Source organism: Paenirhizobium selenitireducens ATCC BAA-1503 (assembly GCF_000518785.1).
GTDB lineage: Bacteria > Pseudomonadota > Alphaproteobacteria > Rhizobiales > Rhizobiaceae > Allorhizobium > Allorhizobium selenitireducens.
Genome location: NZ_JAEG01000009.1, coordinates 274,145 through 288,581, shown reverse-complemented (window position 1 = coordinate 288,581; position 14,437 = coordinate 274,145). Strand labels below are relative to the sequence as shown.

The window sequence follows — 14,437 nt, the reverse complement described above, 5'->3', positions numbered from 1 at the left end:
AGAAGGTGGCCCGGTCGGGTCGGATGAGGGGGCGCTTGTGCCACTGGCCCCCTCATCGCCTCGCATGCGCTCGGCACTTCTCTCCGCTGGGGAGAAGAGGGAGACCTATTCCGCCGCCGCCGAATAGCCGACGGTCGCCATGGGCTTGAACTCGTGCTTGTCCTTGCCCGAGACACGTTCCGACCACGGGTCGACCTGGGCGAATTTCTGGGAAAAGACGAAGCGCTCGTAATAGGCCCGGCGCTTGACCTCATCGGTCATGATCTGCCGGCGAATCTCGTCATGGCCGATGCGTTTCGCCCATTTGTAGATGCGCTCGAGATAGCGGCCCTGCTCGCGGTACATCTGGGTGAGCGCCACGATGTGCTCGAGCGCCTCGTCCTCGGTCCTCACGAGACCCAGAATATCGGTGCCCTTGATGTCGAGGCCGGCGGCGCCTGCGAAGTGGATCTCGAAACCGGAGTCTACGCAGATCACGCCGATATCCTTGCAGGTCGCTTCGGCGCAGTTGCGCGGACAGCCCGAAACGGCGAGCTTCAGCTTGGCCGGTGTCCAGGAGCCCCACATGAATTTCTCGATGCGGATGCCAAGGCCTGTCGAATCCTGCGTTCCGAAGCGGCACCAGTCGGAGCCGACGCAGGTTTTTACGGTTCTAAGTCCCTTGGCATAGGCCTGGCCGGAGATGAAGCCGGCCTTGCCGAGATCGGCCCAGACTGCGGGCAGATCCTCTTTCTCGATGCCGAGCAGATCGATGCGCTGGCCGCCCGTGACCTTGACCATCGGGATCTCGAACTTGTCGACCACGTCGGCGATGGCGCGCAGTTCGGCCGCATTGGTCACGCCGCCCCACATGCGCGGCACGACGGAATAGGTACCGTCCTTCTGAATATTGGCATGCACCCGCTCGTTGATATAGCGCGACTGGTAGTCGTCGGCATATTCGTTCGGCCAGTCGCAGACCAGGTAGTAGTTGAGCGCCGGGCGGCATTTGGCGCAGCCGCAGGAGGTCTTCCACTCCAGTTCCTGCATGACGGCCGGGATGGTCTTCAAGCCCTTGGCCTTGATCAGCCGGCGCACGTCATCATGGCCAAGCTCGGTGCAGGTACACATCGGTGTCACGGCTGCGGGATTGTATTGGTCCCCAAGCGTCAGAACCATCAGCTGCTCGACAAGGCCGGTGCAGGAACCGCAAGAGGCCGAGGCCTTCGTATGGGCGCGCACGTCGTCCAGCGATGTCAGGCCTTTGGCCGTGATCGTGGAGGTGATTCTGCCCTTGCAGACGCCGTTGCAGCCGCAGATTTCCGCATCATCCGGCAAGGCTGCAACGGCCGCCATAGGGTCCAGCGGGGACCCTCCCTGATAGGCCTGGCCGAAGATCAGGGTGTCGCGCATCGCGGAGATGTCGGTGCCCTTCTTCTTCAGGTCGTTGAACCAGGCGCCGTCGGCGGTTTCGCCATAGAGCACCGTGCCGATGATGCGGTTGTCCCTGATGACGAGGCGCTTGTAGACGCCAGCGGTGGCATCGCGCAGCACGATTTCCTGGCGGTCGTCGCCATCGGCGAAATCGCCGAGCGAATAGAGCTCGATGCCGGTGACCTTGAGCTTGGTCGGCGTGTCGGAATGGACGAAGGCGGGTGTGCGGTCGCCGGAGAGATGCGAGGCGGCGATCCGCGCCATTTCGTAGAGCGGGGCGACGAGACCGTAGACCATGCCGCCGACTTCGGCGCATTCGCCGAGCGCCAGGATGTCTCCGTCGGAGGTCTGCATGCCGGCGTCGACGACGATGCCGCGGTTGACGGCGAGACCCGCCTCCTTGGCGAGAGCGACATTCGGACGGATGCCCACGGCCATCACCACCAGCGTCGCCGGGATGATCCGGCCGTCGTCGAGCTCGACGCCCTCGACTCTGCCGTCACCGACGATCGCCTTGGTGTTCGCCTTGCAGATCACCTTGATGCCGCGCTCCTCGACGGCCTTCTGCAGCAGGTAACCGGCGGCCGGATCGAGCTGGCGCTCCATCAGGGTCGGCATGACGTGCAGCACGGTTACATCCATGCCACGCTGGGCAAGGCCGGCAGCGGCTTCGAGGCCGAGCAGGCCGCCGCCGATGACCACCGCCCTGTCCCGGGACTGGGCGGCCAAAAGCATGGCCTGCACGTCGTCGAGGTCGCGATAGGTGATGACGCCCGGCAGGTCGCTACCGGGGACGGGAATGATGAAGGGGACCGAGCCGGTGGCGATCACCAGCTTGTCATAGCTCTCCGTCACGCCGTGGTCGGAGGTGACGGTCTTCCTGTCCCGGTCGAGCGCGACGATCCTGTGGCCCTTGTAGAGCATGATGCCGTGGTCGACATACCAGCCGTCGCCATGGATGACGATCTGCTCGTAGGTCTTCTCGCCGGACAGAACCGGCGAGAGCATGATGCGGTCATAGTTGACGCGTGGTTCGGCGTTGAAGATGGTCACCTCGAACTGGCCGGGTGCCAGTTCGAACAGGTGTTCCAGCATGCGCCCCGGCGCCATGCCATTGCCGATGATGACGAGTTTTTCAGTTCTTCCCTCTGGCATGGCCATCACTCCGCGGCTTCGACGAAGCGGTGCCGTTCGTAAAGGAACTTGAGCACGGCTTCGCGGGATTTGAGATAGGTGCGGTCGGCGGCCAGCGCGATGCGGTCGCGCGGACGCGGGATCGGGACATCGAGGATTTCGCCGATCTTGGCGGCGGGTCCGTTGGTCATCATCACGATGCGGTCGGAGAGCAGCACCGCTTCGTCCACATCATGGGTAATCATGATCATGGTATTGCCGAGCCGGGCATGGATCTCCATCACCGCATCCTGCAGATGGGCGCGGGTCAGGGCGTCGAGCGCGCCGAAGGGTTCGTCGAGCAGCAGGACCTTTGGTTCCATGGAAAGTGCACGGGCGATGCCGACGCGCTGTTTCATGCCGCCCGAGATTTCGGCGGGGCGCTTGTCCTTGGCATGCCCCATCTGGACGAGGTCCAGATTGCGCATCACCCAGTCGTGCTTTTCCGCCCGGCTCTTCTTACCGGCAAACACTTTCGAGACGGCAAGATTGACGTTTTCATAAACGGTAAGCCAAGGCAGCAGCGAATGGTTCTGGAACACGACTGCGCGTTCGGGGCCGGGTGCGTTCACCTCCACATTGTCGAGCAGCACGGCGCCGGCCGAAACGCGGGTGAGGCCGGCAATGAGGTTCAAAAGCGTGGACTTGCCGCAGCCGGAATGGCCGATGATGGAGACAAACTCGCCCTTGCCGATAGTGAGCGAGATATCCTTCAGCACCTCGGTTTTTGTACCAGCGCGTTCAAAGCTTTTATCGACGTGATCGATTTTAAGGTAGGCGTTCATGGCTCGTCTCCTCAGTTCTTGGCAGTGCCGCGGGTGACGATCGAGCCGAGCAGGCCCACGAGCTTGTCGAGGACGAAGCCGGTTACGCCGATATAGGCGAGCGCCACGATGATGTCGGTAAGGCGCGAGGAATTCCACGCATCCCAGATGAAGAAGCCGATGCCAACGCCGCCGGTCAGCATTTCGGCGGCAACGATCGCCAGCCACGACAGGCCGATGCCGATGCGCAGGCCGGTGAAGATGTAAGGGGCGGCGGCTGGCACCATGATGCGCACGAAGAATTCCAGCGGATTGAGGCGCAGCACCTTGGCGACGTTGCGATAGTCGTCGGGAATGTTGCGCACGCCGACGGCGGTGTTGATGATCACCGGCCAGATCGAGGTGATGAAGATGACAAAGATCGCCGAGGGGTTGCTGTCCTGGAAGGCGGCAAGGGACAGCGGCAACCACGCGAGCGGCGGCACCGTGCGCAGGATCTGGAAGATCGGGTCGAGACCACGCATCGCCCAGATCGACTGGCCGACCAAGGCGCCGAGGAACACACCGACCATGGCCGCAAGACTGAAGCCTATTGCCACGCGCTCAAGCGAGATCAGCACGCGCCAGGCAAGGCCGATATCCTGCGGGCCGTAGTTGAAGAAGGGGTAGGCGATCAGGTCGAAACTGTCGATCCAGACCTGAGATGGCGGCGGAAGGCTGGAGCCCGGCTGCGAACAGGTCAACTGCCAGAGCGCGAGAAGGAGCACCGCGACGACGAGCGGCGGCACGACATTGCGGGCCATGCTTGCGCCGATGCGGCTCAGGTCGAGCTTGCGGGCCGGGCGTTTCACCATCTGCACGACGGTCCCGCCCCTGGTCGTCGGGACGGTGATCGGCACCTCGGTCTTGCGGGCGGTTGCGGTCATGGTCTGGTCCTTACCGGTTACAGTCATCGGTCTTCGTCTGGAGCTGCGAGCGGATCGGCTTTCCTCTTCTCCCCAGCGGGGAGAAGTGCCGAGCGTATGCGAGGCGATGAGGGGGCCAAGTGCACAACATGCGTGAGCTTCGCTCCCCCTCATCCGGCCCTACCGGGCCACCTTCTCCCCGCTGGGGAGAAGGCAAATCACGCGCCGGCCTTGATCGTCAGGCTGTCGAGATAGGCCTTCGGGTTTTCCGGATCGAAGACCTTGCCGTCGAAGAAGGTTTCCACGCCGCGCGAGGTGGACGTCGGAATGTCGGCGGCGGCCAGGCCCAGATCCTTGGCGGCGGCGCGCCAGATGTCCTCGCGGTTGACCTTGTCGACCAGGGCCTTGATGTCGGTGTCGGGCGCGAACTTGCCCCAGCGGACATTCTCCGTCAGGAACCAGGCGTCGTGGCTCTTGAAGGGATAGGAGGCGTGATCCTTCCAGAACTTCATCTCCAACCCCGAACTCTCGACCACCCGGCCATTGCCATAGTTGATCGTTCCCTTGAGGCGTCCGGCGACATCCTTCGGTGGCACGTTGAACCACTGACGCTTTCCCAGGATCGCCGACATTTCCTCCTTGTTATCCATGCTATCCGCCCACATCTGGGCTTCCATCACGGCCATCAGCAAGGCCTTGGCGGCGTTCGGATTTTGCTCCGTCCATTCGGATCTGACACCGAGCGCCTTTTCAGGGTGGCCCTTCCAAAGCTCGCCGGTGGTACAGGCGGTAAAGCCGATGCCCTGGTTGACCAGCTGCTCGTTCCATGGCTCGCCCACGCAGAAGGCGTCCATATTGCCGACTTTCATGTTGGCCACCATCTGCGGGGGCGGAACGACAATCGTGGAGACATCCGTATCCGGGTTGATGCCACCGGCAGCCAGCCAATAGCGGATCCAGAGGTCATGCGTGCCGCCAGGGAAAGTCATGGCGACCTTGATCTCGTTGCCGGCAGCCTTCTTGGCGGCGAATGCTTCCTTCAGCTTGGAGGCGTCACGCTGCACGCCCGTTGCGGCATATTCCTTGGCAACGGAAATGCCCTGGCTGTCCAGGTTCAGGCGGGCGAGGATCGCCATCGGTACCGGCACGTTGTTCTGCGTGACCTTGCCGGTGGACATGAGGTAGGGCATGGGGGTGAGGATGTGGGCGCCATCGATGCCGTTGGCGGCACCGCCCAGCACCAGGTTGTCGCGCGTGGCACCCCACGATGCCTGCTTCAGAACCTCTACTTCGGTCAGCCCGAACTTGTCGAAAAGTCCCTTTTCCTTGGCGATGATCAGCGGTGCGGAGTCGGTGAGTGCGATGTAGCCGAGTTTCAGGCCCTTGACCTCCGGGCCGGCCGCAGCCGCAAAGGCGCCCGAGGGAAATGCGGTGCGAACCGCGCTGATCAGCGCTGCCGTAGCCGTTGTTTTCAGTATGCTGCGGCGCGTGACGGCCGTTCCTGTAGTCTTCGTCATGGCAAGCGTCCCTCTGGTGTGACGGAGATTCGGAATACAAAAAAACGCCGCGAGCCAACCTGCTTTGTCCGGACGGTTAAGTCCTGACAGCAAGGAAGCCTGCGACGTCGGTGTCTGATGGTTCCCGGCGCTGATTAAGCGCGCATCTGCCTGTCGGTCGCCATTGACCGCGGCATATTCTTCAAAGCAATCACCGTGCCAGTTTTTTGCTTTTCTCGTAAATACTTGATTCCAAGTTCAACTTTCTCTTCTTTGAACTTTTTTCCGCGTCTTGCGCGGGATGCGGATGCACAAATTCAAAGCGTTGTTGCCGAACGGCCGCCAAATCATTGTGCAGTGCAAATCTCGTCAGGCCTCATCCGAAGCGCGCAATGCGGCATGATGAGAGCGAACAGCAAACCCCTCAACATAGCCCTTTATGTCTGTAGGGTCGAAGATCATGCCATCCATGAAGGCGTCATCCGGTGCCATCCCGGCAGGCGATAGATCATCGGGTGCTGCGGCTAGTCCCAGTGCCTCACGGTAGATATCGCTGCGGAAGGCGGATGCCGCAGCTTTGGCTGATCCCGGGCTGAGCGTCGTTTGCCCCCAGCGCACCATTTGGCTGTAGATCCAGAGGGCCTGCCGGGCGGATGGCTCGTTCGCAGCCTGTCGATGGAACAGGAAGTAATCCTTGACGACGCGCTTGGTGCCCTTGGCGTCCAGGGAAAACTCCCCTTCAAGCACTTGCCTGATGATGTCGACCGGTGCTGCGATGTAACGGTCTTGCGAGAGAAGCTCGGCAAGCTGTGTCCGATTTTCGACCTGATCGCACCAGCAGGCAGCAGCGTCGAGTGCAACGATCAGCCTTCTGACAGTGTCGGAATTGCGCTCCGCCCAATCCGGGCGGATGCCGATCACCTTCTCCGGCGCTGAAGGCCAAATGTCCTGTTTGGCTGCTACGATGCGCCCCACACCTCGTTCAGACGCGATCATATTCCAGGGCGCGCCGACGCAGAAGCCATCGATCACGCCCGCTGCAAGGGCATCCGAAGTCATGGGTGGGGGAACGACCACCAGCTTGACGTCCAGGTCGGGGTCGATGCCTCCGGCGGCTAGCCAGTAACGAAATTCGTAGTTGTGCGACGAGAAGGGGTAGGTCATTCCGAGCGTCAATTGTGCCTCGCCCGAAGCCCGCCGACCGGCAATGACGGCGGCGAGTGCTCTTGCATTTTCCAGGGCTCCGGAATGATCTGTTATCCCTGAAACCTGTTGCATACGTTCAAAAACGCGAACCGATAGCGTGATGGCGTTGCCGCCACGGCCAAGCGAAAAGGGGGTCATTGTTGGCGATGGATTGGAGCCGAGCCCGAGTGCCGAAGCCACCGGCATGGGGGAGAGCATATGGGCGATATCGAACTGCCGGAAGGCCAGCCGATCGCGGACATTCGCCCAGGAGACATCGCGCACGAGATCCAGCGACAATCCTTCGCGGGCGGCAAAACCGATCTCTGCTGCTGCCAGCAGGACCGATGCATCCATCAGCGGGATGAACCCGGCGCGCAGGGTCTTCTGTTCGGGTTCGCCGATCCTGGCCGGAAAGGCCAGACCCCCGTCATTGCTCTTGATCGTCGTCATCCTAAACACTCCAGCCCCTCCGGGCATCAGGGGCTTGACCTCTGCCCCTCACAGCATCATTCCGGCGGCTGTCACCACCGACTGGGCGATGTCGGCAAGCCGCTTCTTCTCGTTCATGGCTGTCTGGCGCATCAGCGTGAAGGCCTCCTCTTCCGACAGGCCCCGCATCTTCATGAGGATGCCCTTTGCCCGCTCGATCACCTTGCGCTCCTCAAGAGCATTGCGTGCGTCGGCGAGTTCACGCCGCAGTCGGTTGAACGCATTGAAGCGACTGACGGCCATGTCCAGGATCGGTTTTACCCGCTCCTTGCGCAGACCGTCGACGATATAGGCCGAAACGCCTGCATCCACGGCGGCTTCAATCGATGCGGTATCGGAGCGATCGACAAACATGGCAATCGGCCGGCTGACCGACCGGGTCAGTTGGAAGAGATGTTCCATCATGTCCCGGTTTGGATTTTCGATGTCGATGATGATGACGTCGGGAGCGAGGGTCTCGATGGTGCGGGCAATGCCCTGAACTTCATGCGCAACGGTCACATGAACATGGCCGGCCTCGCGCAGCCCCTCTTCGATGATGGCCGCTCGTACGGCATTCTCATCGATGACGAGGATGGTGAGGTCGAGATGTTTCATGGCAAATTCATGCCGCAATGGCACGGGGTGCGCAAGTATGTCTGCCTATTTTTGTGCCGAAAATGAAATGGCATAAAAATTGTGCATTTGCTTGACGCGCCAGTGGTCTTCGCCTTGACCGGCATGTGGCAAGGTGTCGCCGGTAAGGATCCGGTCGCGGGCGCCTTCGATTGCGGTGATCGCCGCACTGTTGCGCGCGCAGGCCCAGGCGGGGCGAACATCGTCGCTCTGCATGGACCGAAGGTTCTTCAGAAGCGCATCCCGGGTACCCGCGAACCGGGAGAAGGCGGCGATCCGAGCCGGTTGGCCCGCACCCGCCGTCAGGATGGCGTTGCCGCTTGCCCGTTCCTGGCCATGTTTTCGCTCAGAATCACGACCTCGCACATGCGGGTCTGGGTGCTCCACATGCCTGAGAGCTGGACGGCGGCAAGATGGCTCGCCGCCAACAGGGACAACGCCACCGCCAGCCAGAGACGGTTGCGGATGGAAATGTCGGTCATACTCACTGAAACACCCCACTGACGAGGCTTGCGTGCCCGTGTCGATCGCCCCGTCATGAAGCGATTGTCCGGGAATGGTCGACATTCCATCGCGGTGGTTGCAGCGAGGATCGGCCTTTGGCCGGCGTCTTGCTGCCAACGGACGGCATTCAATCCGTTCTGGAGCGGTGACTTGGCACGCGGGCAAAGAGTAGCGAGCTCGCAAAGCCGATGCCTGTGGCGGTACAAACAGCCGGCGCAATCGCTTGTGCCGTGCCGATGGGCTGTGAGGAGTGACGGAGAGGGTGCTTCTGTTTCTTTGCCCGCAGGCTTTCGGCGGTTCGCGTGGTCTATTTGCGGACGAGGCTGAAGGAGAAATGGCTGCCGCGATGGTAGTCGACGGCGTGATTGACCGGTTCGCCGGCCGCGTTGAAGCAGGTCTCGACGATCTTCAGGGCCGGGCCGAAGTCGCGCAGATCGTTTCGCTCGATCACGTCTTCCGGCAGCATCACGGCGGAGACGGTCGCCGCGGACATGCGCGGCCGCTGGCGATTCTGTTCCATCAGGTCGAGCAGGGAGCCCGACCAGTCGATGTCATAGAGCTTGGCGGGGATGAGGCCGCGGGGAATGAAGTCGACGCAGTAGAGGATCGGCACGTCGTTCTGCAGCCGCAGCCGCTCCAGCCGGATGACACGGTCCTTCGGACCGAGCCTCAGCCTTTCCCGGACGATCTTGTCGGGCGCCTCTTCCGAAATGGACAGGACCTTGTTGCTGGTCGAATAGCCGTAGTGTCGCGTCATGTCGGTGACGCTCTCGAAGACCGTGATCGGACGCTCCACCTGCACCGCAGACATGGCGGAGACAAAGCGCCCCCTGCCGTGCGTCACGTAGATGATGTCATCCTGCTCCAGCAGCTTCAGCGCCTCGCGCAAGGCGGGCCGCGAAATCTTGAAACGGTCGGTGAGCTGGGCTTCCGTCGGAAGTTTGTCGCCGGGTTTCAGTCCTTCGTCGCGAATGAGTTCGGCGATTCGGTCTCGCAGCCTGATGGCCAGGGTGCGCGGATCGCGGATGGGTTCGTCCACCTCGGTGCCTCGTTGTTCATGTGTCTCGTTTCTTCATTGTCTGACAAATTCTGACCGGTCAAGCCTGACCATATGGCGACGCCGGTGGGGATCCATACTTCCCCCTTAAGGAGGCTCAGCGGCGTACGCTTGACAGAATTCTCCGGAGATGTCAGTTGTCTTACAACACAATCAAATGCGCAAGGCGGTCGATGCCGCGGTCTATGAGTGAGAGCCAGAACATGCTGAATTTTGACGAACCCCGCTTTCTTCGTATCCAGTCCGGAGCGGCAGAGCTTGCCAAGCGATTCGACCAGGTGATCGCCGATTGCCTGAAGGCGGGTGCCGAGAATGTCTTTTTCCTCGGAACCGGCGGTGCTGCGATCCTGATGCAGCCTGCCTGCCAGCTGCTGCAGCGCCGGTCGCGCTTCCCGGCATTCCTCGACATGACGGCGGAACTGGCGATCACCGGCTCCGCCAACATGACCGCCAAGTCCATCGTGATCATGCCGTCCCTGTCGGGCACGACCAAGGAGAGCGTCGCGCTGTTGGCCAAGGTCAAGGAAATCGGCGCAACCGTTCTCACGCTTGTCGGCCATGCGGAAACGCCGCTCGGCAAGGGTGGCGACCACGTCTTCGTCAACTTTGCCGAAGACGATACGTCGTGCGAATCCTTCTACCTGCAGTCGCTCCTGATCGCGCTTTCGATCATGAAGCATCGCGGCGAGCTTTTGAACCACGACCAGATCGTCTCGGAGCTACAGAGCCTTCCCAAGCTGCTGCTGGAGGTCAAGCGCACCTATGAGCCGAAGGCGGAAGCCTTCGCCAGGGTCCTCGCCGGGTCCGATTTCCACATCATCACCGGGGCCGGAAACGCCTGGCCGGAAGCCTTCTACTACGGGATGTGCATTCTCGAGGAGATGCAATGGATCAAGACGCGCCCGGTGCATGCCTCGGACTTCTTCCACGGAACGCTGGAGCTTGTCGAGCAGGGCGTCAGCGTCATCCTTTTCAAAGGGGAGGACGAGTGCCGTCCGCTCGCCGAGCGGGTAGAGAATTTCGTGCCGACCTATACCGACAAGCTCGCCGTTCTCGATACGGCGCAGTTCGACCTGCCGGGTATTTCCCAGGAGGTACGTCGCCTCGTTTCGCCGATCTTGCTGGCCACGGTCCTGGAGCGGATCAGCGCGCATCTCGAGGTCATGCGAAACCATCCGCTGACCACGCGTCGCTACTACAAGCGGGTTGCCTACTAAGGCGCCTTGATACCAAGATCGACCCGCGTCATTGCCAGGCCGCCCCCGGGCGCTCCGGGTCGACGGTGACGACCACACAGGCCGCAGGCGTCCCGGGGCGCCTGCGGCTTCTCCCCGTGAAGAAGCCATAGAGGTTCCATGTCCCGTTTGCGATTTGCCGTCGTGGGTGACAATTGCGTCGATCGTTTCATGCCGCCGGTGGGGCAGACCCTGGTGGGCGGCAATGCCATCAATGTGGCGGTGCAACTGGCGCTCCTGGGGCACGAAACCTCCTATTTCGGCGCGGTGGGACTGGATGCGGACGGCGCACGCGTTCGCGATCTCCTGATACGGAGCGGCGTTCTGACCGATCATCTGCGCATGGTGGCGGGCACGACGGCCTACACCAATATCGAACTGACGGCCTCGGGCGATCGGGTCTTTGCCTTCGAGGATTTCGGCGTCTGCCGGGACTATCTTCCCAGCGCGGAGGAAATGTCCGTACTGGCGACCATGGATCACGTCCATCTTGGATGGATCACCGACGGTGGCCGGATTCGCCAGGCGCTCGCCGCGCAGGGTGTCGGCCTGTCGCAGGACATCTCGGTCAACAACGACAAGGCCCATCTCGGCGTTTCCGGACTGGGCATCGCCTTTGGTTCTGCGGGTGAGGACAGGGAAGGCGCCGAAGCGCTGGCGCGGGATCTTCTTGCCCAGGGCGCCCGGATGGCCGTGGTGACCCGCGGCAGCGAAGGTTCGCTGGCGACCGACGGGCGGACGTGGGCCGATGCCGGGATCGCTCCGGTCGAGGTTGTGGACACCACGGGTGCCGGCGACAGCTTCATCGCAGGCTTTCTCGATGCCCGGCTTCGCGGGCACGATCTTGCGGCCTGTCTCGAAAGGGGACGGGACTGCGCGGCCGTGACATGCGGCCATATCGGCGGTTTTCCGCAGGATCCGGCGCCGCTATAAGTGGATTGAGGCGTCCTTTCGGACGCCGCCTCCCGGTACCTCAGTGCAGCAACTGGCTGAGAAACTGCTGCGCGCGTTCCGTCTGCGGGTTCTCGAAGAACGCCTTGGGCGTTCCTTCCTCGGCAATCCGGCCGTGGTCCATGAAGATGATCCGGTCCGCCACGCGTTTGGCAAAACCCATTTCGTGGGTGACGCAGACCATGGTCATGCCCTCCTCTGCCAGCGAGACCATGGTATCCAGCACTTCCTTGACCATTTCCGGATCGAGGGCCGAGGTCGGCTCGTCGAACAGCATGACACGCGGGTTCATGCACAGGGCTCTGGCAATCGCGACGCGTTGCTGCTGACCGCCCGACAGCTGCCCCGGATATTTGTCGGCCTGTTCGGGGATGCGCACGCGCCCGAGAAAGTGCATCGCCAGTTCGCGCGCCTGGGCCTTCGGCATCTTCTTCACCCACATCGGCGCCAGCATGCAGTTCTCCGCAATCGTCAGGTGCGGAAAGAGATTGAAATGCTGGAAGACCATGCCGACGTCGCGGCGTATTTCACAGGCCTTCTTTTCATCCTCGTCGAGCTCGACCCCGCCCACGATGATGCGGCCCTGCTGATGGGCTTCCAGGCGATTGACGCAGCGGATGAGCGTCGACTTGCCGGAACCCGACGGCCCGCAGATGACGACGCGTTCGCGCGGCGCGACGGACAGGCAGACATCGTCCAGGGCATGGAAATGGCCGTACCACTTGTGGACGCCTTCCAGGATGATCGCGGGTTCGGTTGCAGGCGCGCTGGCCATGGTCTTGTTCCTTGTTGTCACTGGAGCACGAGCCACCCTGACACGGCGATCATTGCCGCGCCGAGGAGCGTGTGGAGTTCGATGGGGGCTGCAAACAGGACGAAGCCATAGATGCAGCCCCAGATGATCTGGCTGTATTGCGAGGCCGAAACGACGGATGCCTCGCCGACGCGAAAGGCGCGCACCAGCAGGGCATGGCCGCCCAGCAGCAGGAGGCCGGCAAGGATGACGAGGCCCGTCTGTGCAAGACCGATGGGCACGACCCTGCCGGTCGTCATGGCGACGGCCAGGGCCACCGGCGTCAGCACGAGCAGAAGGCTTGCGACAAGCGCCATGTCGCTTTCCTGCGCCTTGGTTCTCCTCAGCAGAATGAGCGAAAGCGCGAAGAAGACGGCGGACGCCAACGCGGCGAGATGGCCGAGATTGAGTACGACGAGGCCGGGCTTGAGGGCGACGGCCACGCCGGCGAACCCGACCACGACACCGATCCAGGCAAGAGCGGAGAGCCTCTCGCCGAGCAGCACGAAGCCCATCAGGGCCACGAGGAGCGGGGTGAGAAAGGCCAGCAGATAGGCGTCAGCCAGCGGCAGCACCGAAAAGGCGTAGTGGATCAGGATGGTATCGGCTGCGAGGAAAAGCGCCCGCAGGAAGGCGAGCCCCGGATGACGCGGCAGCAAGAGGCGCAGCTGGCCGGTGGCGGCGGCGTAGGCGACCAGGGCGACGAGCGCGATCAAGGTGACCATGAAGGTCACCTGCGGTGCCGACACCCCGATCGCCAGCACCTTGACGAGGGCATCCGTCCCGGAAAACACGGCAAAGGCCATGACCGCGATGAGGATTCCCCGCCCGTTGGCCCGGGGTTCGGCGCCGGGGCCGGCCTCGCCAACCGTCCTATCGGACATTGAACCGCCCGAACCGTTCCTCGACCCGCGACTGGATGAACTCCAGGCCGATCGACAGCAGCCAGTAGATCATCGACGCGGTGATCAGCATCTCGATATGGCGGAACTCGGTCTGGCCCTGGGTGCGCGCCAGATACATGAGTTCCCACACGCCGACGACGGAGATCAGCGAGGAGTCCTTCAGCATGGCGATGAACTGGTTGCCCGTCGGCGGGATGATGACGCGCATGGCCTGGGGCAGGATGACGAGACCCATGGTCTGGCTCGAATTGAGCCCCAGTGCGGTTGCGCCTTCGCTCTGGCCGCGATGGATGCTCTCGATGCCGGCGCGAAAGATCTCGGTCATATAGGCGCCGTAGCACAGGGAGAGCGCCAGGATGCCGGCCGGTACCGCCCCGATGACATAGCCCACCTGCGGTAGTCCGAGATAGATGATGTAGATCTGCATGAGCAGCGGCAGGCCGCGGAAAAGCGAGGTGTAGAAGGTCGCCAGTCCGTAGATCACGCCGTTCTTCGACAGCTTGGCGATCGCGCCAGCAAGGGCGATGAGCGTCGCGATGACGATCGAGATGGCCGAGATGTAGAGGGTGGTGACGACGCCCTGGCTGATCAGGAAGCCGATCTTCTTGGCGATGAAGGTGAAGGACAGGTCGAAGGAGTAGAAGAACACCATCAGCAGGGCGAAGAGCTCGAGCCAGACGCCGACGATCTGCTGGCGGCGGGACAACTGCCGCAAAGCCTTCCAGTTGACCACGGCGATCAGCGCGATGACGAGCGCCGAGACCAGCCGTCCGCGCTGGGGATTGCCTTCGAGCCAGCCGGCAGCCGGCGGGACGATGTATCCGATCCAGGCGGAGGATATGCCGAGGCTGTAGATTGCCGCCACGAAGACGAGCAGCGTCAGCAGCCCGCCGAGGCGGCGTGATGTTTCGGGATAAGTAAGTATCAGTCGGCCAATCATCGTGGGATC

General features: G+C 62.3%; 14 protein-coding genes. 2 read left to right on the top strand and 12 right to left on the bottom strand.

Features of this window, described 5'->3' with window-relative positions; genetic code table 11:
• Positions 1 to 105 precede the first annotated feature (105 nt).
• The 9 genes from nirB to L867_RS0114660 form a co-directional block, all read right to left on the bottom strand.
• Complete coding sequence (nirB, locus tag L867_RS0114700) at positions 106 to 2,568, bottom strand: nitrite reductase large subunit NirB (RefSeq protein WP_028737606.1); 2,463 nt, start codon at positions 2,566 to 2,568, stop codon at positions 106 to 108.
• Between the two features lie 5 nt (positions 2,569 to 2,573).
• Positions 2,574 to 3,371, bottom strand: coding sequence for an ABC transporter ATP-binding protein (locus L867_RS0114695; RefSeq protein WP_028737605.1), 798 nt, complete (start codon positions 3,369 to 3,371; stop codon positions 2,574 to 2,576).
• A gap of 11 nt (positions 3,372 to 3,382) precedes the next feature.
• Positions 3,383 to 4,276 (bottom strand): nitrate ABC transporter permease, encoded by an 894-nt coding sequence (ntrB, locus tag L867_RS0114690; RefSeq protein ID WP_028737604.1) that lies wholly within the window; start codon positions 4,274 to 4,276, stop codon positions 3,383 to 3,385.
• 197 nt (positions 4,277 to 4,473) lie between these two features.
• Entirely contained in the window at positions 4,474 to 5,772 is a 1,299-nt protein-coding gene (locus L867_RS0114685) for a CmpA/NrtA family ABC transporter substrate-binding protein (protein ID WP_028737603.1), read from the bottom strand.
• 348 nt (positions 5,773 to 6,120) lie between these two features.
• Positions 6,121 to 7,389: a CmpA/NrtA family ABC transporter substrate-binding protein gene (locus L867_RS0114680; RefSeq protein WP_037173448.1), complete on the bottom strand. Its 1,269-nt coding sequence runs from the start codon at positions 7,387 to 7,389 to the stop codon at positions 6,121 to 6,123.
• 48 nt (positions 7,390 to 7,437) lie between these two features.
• Complete coding sequence (locus L867_RS0114675; RefSeq protein ID WP_051438993.1) at positions 7,438 to 8,025, bottom strand: ANTAR domain-containing response regulator; 588 nt, start codon at positions 8,023 to 8,025, stop codon at positions 7,438 to 7,440.
• Positions 8,026 to 8,070: 45 nt separating this feature from the next.
• Positions 8,071 to 8,409 (bottom strand): nitrate- and nitrite sensing domain-containing protein, encoded by a 339-nt coding sequence (locus L867_RS28170; protein WP_332308400.1) that lies wholly within the window; start codon positions 8,407 to 8,409, stop codon positions 8,071 to 8,073.
• Complete coding sequence (locus L867_RS27720; protein ID WP_028737599.1) at positions 8,346 to 8,525, bottom strand: hypothetical protein; 180 nt, start codon at positions 8,523 to 8,525, stop codon at positions 8,346 to 8,348. The genes L867_RS28170 and L867_RS27720 overlap by 64 nt, the downstream gene beginning before the upstream one ends.
• 329 nt (positions 8,526 to 8,854) lie before the next feature.
• Positions 8,855 to 9,586, bottom strand: coding sequence for a GntR family transcriptional regulator (locus tag L867_RS0114660; RefSeq protein ID WP_028737598.1), 732 nt, complete (start codon positions 9,584 to 9,586; stop codon positions 8,855 to 8,857).
• Positions 9,587 to 9,807: 221 nt separating this feature from the next.
• Here L867_RS0114660 and L867_RS0114655 point away from each other — a divergent pair, with 221 nt between their 5' ends.
• Both L867_RS0114655 and L867_RS0114650 read left to right on the top strand, forming a co-directional pair.
• Positions 9,808 to 10,821 carry an SIS domain-containing protein gene (locus tag L867_RS0114655; protein WP_028737597.1) on the top strand — a complete coding sequence of 338 codons (1,014 nt, stop codon included), beginning with the start codon at positions 9,808 to 9,810 and terminating at the stop codon, positions 10,819 to 10,821.
• Positions 10,822 to 10,959: 138 nt separating this feature from the next.
• Entirely contained in the window at positions 10,960 to 11,772 is an 813-nt protein-coding gene (locus L867_RS0114650) for a PfkB family carbohydrate kinase (protein WP_028737596.1), read from the top strand.
• Between the two features lie 40 nt (positions 11,773 to 11,812).
• Here the strand turns inward: L867_RS0114650 and L867_RS0114645 are convergent, their stop codons facing one another.
• From L867_RS0114645 to L867_RS0114635, 3 genes are read right to left on the bottom strand one after another with little or no spacing between them, the layout of a single operon-like run.
• Complete coding sequence (locus L867_RS0114645; RefSeq protein WP_028737595.1) at positions 11,813 to 12,565, bottom strand: amino acid ABC transporter ATP-binding protein; 753 nt, start codon at positions 12,563 to 12,565, stop codon at positions 11,813 to 11,815.
• Between the two features lie 17 nt (positions 12,566 to 12,582).
• Positions 12,583 to 13,467 carry a DMT family transporter gene (locus tag L867_RS0114640; RefSeq protein ID WP_028737594.1) on the bottom strand — a complete coding sequence of 295 codons (885 nt, stop codon included), beginning with the start codon at positions 13,465 to 13,467 and terminating at the stop codon, positions 12,583 to 12,585.
• Positions 13,457 to 14,428 (bottom strand): amino acid ABC transporter permease, encoded by a 972-nt coding sequence (locus tag L867_RS0114635; protein ID WP_028737593.1) that lies wholly within the window; start codon positions 14,426 to 14,428, stop codon positions 13,457 to 13,459. Before L867_RS0114635 ends, L867_RS0114640 begins: the two co-directional genes overlap by 11 nt.
• Positions 14,429 to 14,437 lie beyond the last annotated feature (9 nt).